Raw genomic sequence first — 10,687 nt, forward strand, 5'->3', positions numbered from 1 at the left:
GGACCCGTTCGGGCGCCCCGGGAAGGCTAGCGGGATCCCTCGCGGCGCGCCGTCGTGCACCAAGGTAAACGCTGATAGGTCACACTGTTCCGTTGTGGGACAGAACGGGCCGACGCTGCGTGCCCCTCACCGCCTGGGCGTGCACCTGGTCGGCGACGGGGTCGACGTCGCCGTGCTCGCGTCCCACGCCGACGCCGTCGAGCTGTGCCTGCTCGACCCGGCACCGCGAGCCGCGGACGGCTGGTCCGAGCGGCGCGTGCCGCTGAACGGTCCGACCCACGGCGTCTGGTCCGCCCACGTCCCGGGTGTCCGCGCCGGTCAGCGGTACGGGTTCCGTGCCCACGGTCGCTGGGACCCCGCGGGTGGGACGCGCTACAACCCCGCGAAGCTGCTCGTCGACCCCTACGCCCGCGGGCTGGACGGTGTCGAGCGCCTCGACCGCGTCGACCCCCGCAGCTACGGCCATCGGGTGGACGTCGAGGGCCGTCCGGCGGGCGGCGCGATCGAGCGCGACCGGCGTGACTCGCGCGCCCACGTGCCGCACTCGGTGGTCATCGACGACGCGTTCCCCGGCGAGCGGGTGCCCCGGCCGCACGTGCCGTGGGCCCAGACGGTGATCTACGAGGCGCACGTGCGGGGCCTGACCATGCAGCTCGCCGACGTGCCGCAGGACCTGCGCGGCACGTACGCCGGCCTGGCCCACCCGGCCACCATCGAGCACCTGCGCTCGCTCGGCGTCACCACGCTCGAGCTGCTGCCCATCCAGGCGATCGGCACCGAGCCGTGGCTGGCCCGGCGCGGGATGGTCAACTACTGGGGCTACAACACGCTGGGCTTCTTCGCCCCGCACCCTCGCTACGCGACGGCCGCCGCACAGGCGCTGGGCGCCGGCGCGGTGCTCGACGAGGTCAAGGGCATGGTCCGGCTGCTCCACGCCGCCGGCATCGAGGTGCTCCTCGACGTCGTCTACAACCACACGTGCGAGGGCGGCACGGACGGCCCGCAGCTGAGCTGGCGCGGCCTGGACCCCACGGTCTACTACCTGCACGACGGCAGCACACCCGCCCGGTTCGCCGACGTCACGGGCTGCGGCAACTCGCTCGACTTCCGGCGCCCCCGCGTGGTCCAGATGACCCTGGACTCGCTGCGGTACTGGGCCACCGAGGTGGGCGTCGACGGCTTCCGGTTCGACCTCGCGGTCACCCTCGCGCGCGACGACGACGGGTTCACGCCCAACCACCCCTTCCTCGTCGCGCTGCAGACCGACCCGGTGCTCGCCGATCGCAAGCTCGTCGTCGAGCCGTGGGACGTCGGCCCCGGCGGCTGGCGCACCGGCGCGTTCCCCGCCCCGCTGTCGGAGTGGAACGACCGCTTCCGCAACGCCGCCCGCACGTTCTGGCTGGGCGACCCGGCCGAGGCCGCCCACGGACGCCCCGGTCACGGGGTGCGCGACCTCGCCACCCGACTGGCCGGCAGCGCCGACCTGTTCGGCTACAGCGACCCGCCGCTCATGCGCGGCGTGGACGCGGCGATCAACTACGTGACGGCGCACGACGGCTTCACGCTCGCCGACCTCGTCGCCTACGAGCACAAGCACAACGCCGCGAACGGCGAGCACAACCGCGACGGCACGGACGACAACCGCGCCTGGAACCACGGCATCGAGGGGCCCGTGCGCGACGCGGGCGTCGGCATGGAGATCCTGCCCCTGCGTCGGCGCTCGATGCGCAACCTGCTGGGCACCCTCCTGCTGGCGGCCGGCGTGCCGATGCTCACCGCGGGCGACGAGATGGGCCGCACGCAGCGCGGCAACAACAACGCGTACACCCAGGACAACGAGACGTCGTGGATGCGCTGGGAGCGCGAGACGTGGCGCGAGGACCTGCTCGCCACGACCCGGTACCTGCTCCGCCTGCGCCGCGAGCTGCCCGCCCTGCAGACGTCCGCCTTCTACCTCGGCCAGCCGCGCCCCGGTCAGGACCGCCCGGACCTGGACTGGCGCACCGCAGAGGGCCGCGCGTTCGAGCAGCACCAGTGGCACGACCCCGCCGTCCGCACGCTGCAGATGGTGCGCACCGCACCGGACGGCTCGCAGGTGCTCATGGTCATCAACGGCAAGCTGGACCCCGTCGAGGTGACCCTGCCCGAGGGCCCGACGCGGCGCTGGGAGCTGCTGTGGGACTCGACGTGCGAGCACCCGGACGAGATCACGGCGCCGGGCAGCCCCCTGACCAACGGCGGCGGCCACCCCGCACCCGGCAGCCGTATGACCGTCGAGCCGTTGACGCTGCGGGTCTACGTCGCGCGCTGAACGCCGACTCGCCGCGACGAACGTCCCGCACCGGGTGCACGGCGGGCCTCCGCATCGGTAGGTTCGGCCTGTGACGCCACCGCCGCCGCCCGCACCGTCTCGTCCCACCCCGCCCCCGGGCGGCAAGCCCCGACGGTCGACGGGCCCCGCCCGTTCGAAGCCCGTCGCGCCGGGCCCCGCCGCGGTGACGTCGGGCGCGGCGCCGGCGGGCGAGGTGTCGTCAGCCGACGCGCCACCGGCCGACGTGGCACCCGCCGACGTGGCACCCGCCGCCGTGGCCCCCGCCGCCGTGAACGCGCAGCCCGCCACCCCCGTGGCCCCGCCGCGGCTCTCCGTCGGCCGCATCCCCGTCGTCGACGTGCAGCCCGTGCTCGAGGGCGGCCGATGGCCGGCGAAGGCCGTCGTGGGCGAGGCCGTCGAGGTGACCGCGACCGTCTTCCGGGAGGGGCACGACGCCGTCGCCGCGACAGCCGTGCTCGTCGCGCCGGACGGGCGGGTGCACGCCGCCGTGCGGATGGACGTCGTCAACAAGGGCCTGGACTCCTACCGCGCCGACCTCGTGCCGGACCGCGTCGGGCACTGGACGTTCCGCGTCGAGGGCTGGTCCGACCCGTACGCCACCTGGGCGCACGACGCGGCCATCAAGGTGGACGCCGGGGTCGACGTCGAGCTCATGCTCAAGGAGGGTGCTGCGCTCCTGGGGCGCGCGGCAGAGCGCGAGGGCGTCGACGCCGGCGCGGCCCGCATGCTCCGCGAGGCCGTCGCCGGCCTGCGCGACACCCACCGGCCCGCCAAGGACCGGCTGGCCGCCGGCCTGTCGACGCACGTGCGGCACGCGCTGGCCGACCACCCCCTGCGCGAGCACGTCAGCGCGTCGCCCGACCACCCGCTCGTCGTCCAGCGCACCACGGCGCTCGTCGGCTCCTGGTACGAGATCTTCCCTCGCTCCGAGGGTGCGACGTACGACGCCGAGACGAGGACGTGGACCACCGGCACGCTCCGCACGGCGGCGGAGCGCATCCCGGCGATCGCCTCGATGGGCTTCGACGTGCTCTACCTCACGCCCATCCACCCCATCGGCACCACGCACCGCAAGGGGCGCAACAACTCGCTGCACACCGAGCCCGGTGACCCCGGCTCGCCGTACGCGATCGGCTCGGCCGACGGCGGGCACGACGCCATCCACCCCGAGCTGGGCACGTTCGAGGACTTCGACGCGTTCGTGGCCACGGCGCGGGCGCACGGCATGGAGGTCGCCCTCGACCTCGCCCTGCAGTGCTCGCCGGACCACCCGTGGGTCGCCACCCACCCGGAGTGGTTCACCACCCGGGTCGACGGGACGATCGCCTACGCCGAGAACCCGCCGAAGAAGTACCAGGACATCTACCCGCTCAACTTCGACAACGACCCCGAGGGCATCTACGTCGAGATGCGCCGCGTGCTCCAGGTGTGGATCGACCACGGCGTGACGGCGTTCCGGGTGGACAACCCGCACACCAAGCCCCTGGTGTTCTGGGAGCGGATCATCGCCGACGTCAACGCCGCCCACCCCGACGTCCTCTTCCTCGCCGAGGCGTTCACCCGACCGCCGATGATGCACACGCTCGCCAAGATCGGCTTCCACCAGTCGTACTCGTACTTCGCGTGGCGCAACACCAAGGACCTCATCGCGGAGTACCTCGAGGAGGTCTCCGGCCCGGCGGCCGCGTACATGCGCCCGAGCTTCTGGCCGACGACGCACGACATCCTCACGCCGTACATGCAGCACGGCGGCCCGCCGGCCTTCGCGATCCGGGCCATCCTCGCCGCGACCGGCTCGCCGACCTGGGGCATCTACACGGGCTACGAGCTCGTCGAGAGCGTGCCCCGGCCGGGCGCGGAGGAGCAGATCGACAACGAGAAGTACGAGTTCAAGGCACGCGACTGGGTCGCGGCCCAGAAGACGGGCCTGCCCGACCTGCTGACCCGCCTCAACGCGATCCGTCGCGAGCACCCCGCGCTGCAGCGCCTGCGCGGGCTGACCGTCCACCCGACCGAGAACGACGCGATCCTCGCGTTCTCCCGGCGCGTCACGGCGGCGCAGTCGCCGGACGGCCGCGCCGACACCGTGCTCGTCATCCTCACCACGGACCCGCACAACATCCGCGAGGGCGTCGTGCACCTGGACCTCGAGGCGCTGGGCGTCGCGGCGCCGGCCGACCCCGACGCGAGGGCGTTCCACGCCTACGACCTGCTCTCGGGCGCGGTCTACGGCTGGGGCGCCAACCCGTACGTGCGCCTCGACCCCTGGCACAACGCCGCGCACGTCATCGGGGTGCGCACGCTGTGAGCCCCGACCGCCCCCAGCAGCCGGTCCCGGTCGACACCGGGACGCTGCGCGCCGTCGACCCCGTGCGCGCGCTGCCGCCCCGGCCCCAGGCGACGGCCCACCTGCCGGCGCAGGTCCCGCGCGGGCTGTCGGACGACCCGGACTGGTACAAGACGGCCGTCTTCTACGAGGTCATGCTGCGCTGCTTCGCGGACTCCACCGGTGCGGGCTCCGGGGACCTGCGCGGCCTCATCGACCGGCTCGACTACCTGCAGTGGCTGGGTGTCGACTGCCTGTGGCTGCCGCCGTTCTACCCGTCGCCGCTGCGCGACGGCGGCTACGACGTGGCGGACTACACGTCCATCGCGGCCCAGTACGGCACGGTGGCGGACTTCGCCGAGCTCATCGAGCAGGCGCACGCGCGCGGCATCCGCCTGGTCATCGACCTGGTGATGAACCACACCAGCGACGCCCACCCGTGGTTCCAGGCGTCGCGCTCGGACCCGGCGGGTCCGTACGGCGACTTCTACGTGTGGAGCGACGACGCCACGCGCTACCAGGACGCACGGATCATCTTCGTCGACACCGAGACGTCCAACTGGACGTTCGACCCCGTCCGTCGGCAGTACTTCTGGCACCGGTTCTTCGGCCACCAGCCGGACCTCAACTTCGAGAACCCGTACGTCGTCGAGGCGATGAAGGACGTCGCCCGGTTCTGGCTCGGCCTCGGCGTCGACGGGTTCCGCCTCGACGCCGTGCCCTACCTCTTCGAGGAGGAGGGCACCAACTGCGAGAACCTGCCGCGCACGCACGACTTCCTGCGCGACATGCGGTCGATGGTCGACGCGGAGTTCCCCGGCCGGATCATGCTCGCCGAGGCCAACCAGTGGCCCGAGGACGTCGCGCCGTACTACGGCACCGACGACGCTCCCGAGTGTCACATGTGCTTCCACTTCCCCGTGATGCCGCGCATCTACTACGCGATCAAGGACCAGCGCGGGACCTCGGTCGTCGACATCCTCGCCGACACCCCCGCCATCCCCCCGGCCGCCCAGTGGGGGACCTTCCTGCGCAACCACGACGAGCTCACGCTCGAGATGGTCTCGACGGAGGAGCGCGCCTCGATGTACGGGTGGTACGCCCCGGACCCCCGGATGCGCGCCAACGTCGGCATCCGGCGTCGCCTGGCCCCGCTGCTGGACAACTCCCGGGCCGAGATCGAGCTGGCCCATGCGCTGCTGCTGTCCCTGCCGGGCAGCCCGTGCCTGTACTACGGCGACGAGATCGGCATGGGCGACAACATCTGGCTGCCGGACCGCGACGCGGTGCGCACCCCGATGCAGTGGACCCCGGACCGCAACGCCGGCTTCTCCACGGCCGACCCCGGCAAGCTCTACCTGCCCGTCGTGCAGTCCCTCGTGCACCACCACACGGCGGTCAACGTCGAGTCGCAGCTGGCCCAGCCTGCCTCCCTGCTGCACTGGGTGCACGGGATGCTCGCGGTCCGCCGCCGCCACCCGGTGTTCGGCACGGGCGACTTCCTCGCGGTGACCAGCGACACCGACGCCGTGCTGGCCTACCTGCGGCGCTCGCCGGACGAGACGGTGCTCTGCGTGACGAACCTCGCGTCCACGCCACGCGCCGCCGTGCTGGCGCTGCCTGGCCTGGCCGGGCACGGGCTGCAGGACGTCTTCGGCGGCAGCGGGTTCGGCCGGGTCGGCGATGACGGGCGGCTGGCCGTCACGCTCGGCTCCCGCACCTTCTACTGGCTCACCGTCACTCCGCCGGCCGCGAGCTGAGGAGCGCCATGGCCCCCGACTCGACCGCCGGCCCGGTGCTCGGCTCCGCCGTGGCGGACGACGACGTCCTGGCCGTGCTGCGCGGGTGGCTGCCGGCGCAGCGCTGGTACCCCGTCAAGGGCTCCGGCGGGGACCTCGCGCGCGTGGCCGTGGTGCCGCTGGTCGACCCGCTGGGCGAGGCCGTGGTGGGTCTGCACCTGTTCGGCCTGCCCGCCGGCGGGGTGCTGCAGGTGCCGGTCGTGCTGCGCGCGGCCGACGCCGAGCGGCCGACCGGCCCGGCGCACGTCGGCACGGTGGCCCGCCCCGGCGGGGCGCTGGTGGTGCTCGACGGCTGCCAGGACCCGGCCTTCCTGCGGGCCTGGCTCGCGGCAGCGCACCACGACGTCCCCGTGCCGGACGTCGACCTGGCGGCGCCCGGCGCCGTGCGCGGCCTGGGCGGCGAGCAGTCGAACACCTCTGTGCTGCTGCCCACCCTGCCCACCCCGGCGATCCTCAAGGTGTTCCGGGCGGTGAGCCCCGGCGCCAACCCCGACGTCGAGGTGCCGCTCGCCCTGCACCACGCGGGCTGGGGCGGCGTGCCGCGCCCGCTGGCCTGGCTCGAGGGCCGGTGGCCCGACGCCCGCGAGCCCGACGGCCTGGCGAGCGGGCACCTCGGCGTGCTCAGCGAGCTGGTGCTGGGCGCGCAGGACGGCTTCGAGCTCGCGTGCCGCCTCGCCGCGCAGCACACCGACCTGGGCGACCTCGCCCTCGACCTCGGCCGCACCACGGCCCAGATGCACACGGCGCTGCGGACCGCGCTCCCGGTGCCGGACGCCGACCTCCCCGCCGATGCCGCGGCCGTCGTCGCGATGCTGCGCAGCCGGGCGGCCGCGGCCGAGGCCGTCGCCCCGGTGCTCGCCGAGCGGGCAGCGGGGATCGAGGCCGTGCTGAGCGCCGTCGGCCGCGTGGGGGCGCTGCCACCCGTGCAGCGCGTGCACGGCGACTACCACCTGGGCCAGGTGCTGCGAGCCCCGGACCGCTGGGCCGTCCTCGACTTCGAGGGCGAGCCCCAGGCCACCGCGGCCGAGCGCGCCCGGCCGGACCTCGCGCTGCGGGACCTGGCCGGCATGCTCCGCTCGGTGGACTACGCCGCGGCCGTGGGCGGGGCAAGGCCCGGCTGGGCGGACCTCGCGCGGGCACGGCTCGTCGAGGGCTACCGGGAGCAGCTCGCGACGGACGACGCGGCGACCGCGGTGACCGCAGCGGCCGCCGGCGTCCTGCTGCGCGCGCTCGAGCTCGACAAGGCGCTCTACGAGGTCGTCTACGAGGTGCGCAACCGCCCGGACTGGGTCGACATCCCGCTCGGGGCCGTCGACCACCTCCTCGCCGGGGACCGCTGAGCCGCCTGCCGCGCCGCCGGGCACGCCCACCGCCCTGGCGTCGGCACCCGTGACGATCTCGTGACGTGTCCTTGGTGCGCCACGCTGGCGGTCATGGCAGGGTAAGGGCCATGACGACGACGTCCGCACCGCCCCCTGCCGCGACCCCACGCCCGGTGTTCACCGAGGAGCTCGACGTGATCGCCGCGGGGACCCATCAGGACCCCCACCGCATCCTCGGGGCCCATCTCGACGGCGACGTCGTGACGTTCCGGACGCTGCGTCCCCTCGCGGACCGCGTCGTCATCGTCACGCCGGACGGCGACGTCGAGGCCGCCCACGAGCACCAGGGCGTCTGGGTCGCCGCGACCACCGCGACCGCCGTGCCCGACTACCGCCTCCAGGTGACGTACGGCGACGTCACCACCACGACGGACGACCCGTACCGCTTCCTGCCGAGCCTCGGCGACGTGGACCTGCACCTCATCCGCGAGGGCCGCCACGAGGAGCTCTGGACCGTCCTGGGCGCCAACGTCCGGCGATACCCGAGCGCGCTCGGCGACGTCACCGGCACCGCGTTCGCCGTCTGGGCGCCCAACGCGCGCGCCGTGCGCGTCATCGGCGACTTCAACCACTGGCAGGGCGCCGCGCACGCGATGCGCAGCCTCGGCGACTCGGGCGTCTGGGAGCTGTTCATCCCGGGCGTGGGCGCCGGCACGCGCTACAAGCTCGAGATCCTCACGCCGGACGGCTCGTGGCGGCAGAAGGCCGATCCCATGGCCCAGGGCACCGAGGTCCCGCCGGCCACCGCGTCCGTGGTGGTGGAGTCGGGCCACACCTGGAGCGACGACGCGTGGATCGCGCGGCGCAGCCACAGCGACCCGCACAGCGGCCCGATGAGCACCTACGAGGTGCACCTCGGCTCGTGGCGGCCCGGGCTGACCTACCGTGAGCTCGCCGACCAGCTCACCGAGTACGTCGTGCAGATGGGCTTCACCCACGTCGAGCTCATGCCCGTCGCCGAGCACCCGTTCGGCGGGTCCTGGGGCTACCAGGTCAGCTCGTACTACGCGCCGACCTCCCGGTTCGGCCACCCCGACGACTTCCGGCTGCTCGTCGACCGGCTGCACCAGGCCGGCGTGGGCGTGCTCCTCGACTGGGTCCCGGCGCACTTCCCCAAGGACGAGTGGGCGCTGGGCCGCTTCGACGGCACCCCGCTCTACGAGCACCCGGACCCGCTGCTCGGCGAGCACACCGACTGGGGCACCTACATCTTCAACTTCGGCCGCAACGAGGTGCGCAACTTCCTCGTGGCCAACGCGACCTACTGGCTCGAGGAGTTCCACATCGACGGCCTGCGGGTCGACGCCGTGGCCTCGATGCTCTACCTCGACTACTCGCGCAGCCACGGTCAGTGGCGGCCCAACATCCACGGCGGGCGCGAGAACCTCGAGGCGATCCGCTTCATCCAGGAGGCCAACGCGACGGCCTACCGCCGCACCCCGGGGATCATGATGATCGCCGAGGAGTCGACGGCGTGGCCCGGTGTCACCCAGCCCACCGACGCCGGCGGCCTGGGGTACGGCCTGAAGTGGAACATGGGCTGGATGAACGACACCCTGCGCTACCTGGCGGAGGAGCCCATCAACCGGCGCTACCACCACAACGAGATCACGTTCTCGCTGGTGTACGCGTTCTCCGAGCACTTCGTGCTGCCGCTGAGCCACGACGAGGTGGTGCACGGCAAGGGCTCGCTCATCCACAAGATGCCCGGCGACCACTGGCAGCAGGCGGCCGGCCTGCGCACCCTGCTCGCGTACCAGTGGACCCACCCGGGCAAGCAGCTGATCTTCCAGGGCTGCGAGTTCGGCCAGACCACGGAGTGGAACGAGGGCGAGAGCATCGACTGGCGCCTGCTCGAGTTCTCGACCCACCAGGGCATCGCCAAGGTGGTCCGTGACCTCAACCGGCTGTACCGCGACGAGCCGGCGCTCTGGACGCTCGACAAGGACCCCGCCGGGTTCGAGTGGATCGACTCCCAGGACGCCGGGCACAACGTGCTCTCGTTCATCCGCCGGGACGGGCAGGGCCGGATGGCGGCCGTCGTCATCAACTTCGCCGGCACGACGCACGAGGGCTACCGCCTCGGGCTGCCCGGCGGCGGGTGGTGGCGCGAGGCGCTCAACACCGATGCCGAGGTCTACGGCGGCTCCGGGGTCGGCAACCTGGGCCGGATCGAGGCTCAGGCGTCGCCGCACCACGCGCAGCCGTTCTCGGCGAGCGTTCGGGTGCCCCCGCTCGGCGCGATGATCCTCATCCCCGAGGGTCAGTAGCGGCACGTCGCGGCCGGCGACGGCCCCGCTGGGCTGCGAACGCACGAGGCCCCGGTCATGGCGACCGGGGCCTCGTCGTGCTGGGGCTCAGTACAGGGCGCTGGCCAGCGCCCTGCGCGCTGCGAGCACGCGCGGGTCGGTGTCCCCGACGACGGCGAACAGGGCGATGAGGCGCACGCGGGTGGCCTCGCGCTCGGGCCCGGCGGTGACGCGCACCAGGGCCACCAGCCGGGCGTAGGCATCCTCGACGAGCCCGCCGAGCAGCTCCAGGTCCGCGGCCGCCAGCTGCGCCTCGACGTCCCGCGGAGCCGCCTCGGCCGCCGCCATCGCGGTGGCCGGGTCGAGGTCCCGCGTGCGTCGGAGCAGCTCGACCTGGGCCAGCCCGGCCTGGGCGTCGGCGTCGCGCGGGTTCTCGGCGATGGCCTGCGTGTAGGCGGCCACCGCCGCATCGAGGTCGTCGCGCTCGATCGCGTCGTAGGCGGCCTGGTGCAGCGGGGGCAGGGGCGGCTCGGCCGGCTCCTCCTCGGCGGGCGGCGCACCGACGGCGACGGTCCCGGTCACCCCGTTGGCAGCCGCGG

General features: G+C 73.7%; 6 protein-coding genes. 5 read left to right on the top strand and 1 reads right to left on the bottom strand.

All coding sequences use genetic code 11. From position 1 onward, the window contains the following. Positions 1 to 139 precede the first annotated feature (139 nt). The 5 genes from glgX to glgB all read left to right on the top strand — a co-directional run bounded on the left by glgX (position 140) and on the right by glgB (position 10,109). Entirely contained in the window at positions 140 to 2,311 is a 2,172-nt protein-coding gene (glgX, locus tag PKY62_RS04310; RefSeq protein WP_502875781.1) for a glycogen debranching protein GlgX, read from the top strand. Between the two features lie 274 nt (positions 2,312 to 2,585). Further along, entirely contained in the window at positions 2,586 to 4,640 is a 2,055-nt protein-coding gene (locus PKY62_RS04315) for an alpha-1,4-glucan--maltose-1-phosphate maltosyltransferase (RefSeq protein ID WP_324535219.1), read from the top strand. A gap of 62 nt (positions 4,641 to 4,702) precedes the next feature. Beyond that, on the top strand, positions 4,703 to 6,418 hold the full coding sequence (treS, locus tag PKY62_RS04320) for a maltose alpha-D-glucosyltransferase (RefSeq protein WP_502875782.1): 1,716 nt from the start codon (positions 4,703 to 4,705) through the stop codon (positions 6,416 to 6,418). A gap of 8 nt (positions 6,419 to 6,426) precedes the next feature. After that, positions 6,427 to 7,797 carry a maltokinase N-terminal cap-like domain-containing protein gene (locus PKY62_RS04325; protein ID WP_324535209.1) on the top strand — a complete coding sequence of 457 codons (1,371 nt, stop codon included), beginning with the start codon at positions 6,427 to 6,429 and terminating at the stop codon, positions 7,795 to 7,797. A gap of 110 nt (positions 7,798 to 7,907) precedes the next feature. Beyond that, a complete protein-coding gene (glgB, locus tag PKY62_RS04330; protein WP_324535211.1) occupies positions 7,908 to 10,109 on the top strand; it encodes a 1,4-alpha-glucan branching protein GlgB in 2,202 nt (733 codons plus the stop codon). A gap of 87 nt (positions 10,110 to 10,196) precedes the next feature. On the opposite strand, the gene PKY62_RS04335 is transcribed toward glgB, so the two are convergent. Continuing rightward, the coding region (locus tag PKY62_RS04335) for a tetratricopeptide repeat protein (RefSeq protein WP_324535213.1) at positions 10,197 to 10,687 on the bottom strand (491 nt) is incomplete at its 5' end.

Origin of the sequence: Actinotalea sp., from assembly GCF_035443605.1 — a bacterium.
Lineage (GTDB): Bacteria > Actinomycetota > Actinomycetes > Actinomycetales > Cellulomonadaceae > Actinotalea.

Excerpts from the sequence above, each read along its gene's own strand:
- PKY62_RS04325 (WP_324535209.1), top strand. The coding sequence starts at position 6,427 with ATGGCCCCCGACTCGACCGCCGGCCCGGTGCTCGGCTCCGCCGTGGCG.
- glgB (WP_324535211.1), top strand. The coding sequence starts at position 7,908 with ATGACGACGACGTCCGCACCGCCCCCTGCCGCGACCCCACGCCCGGTG.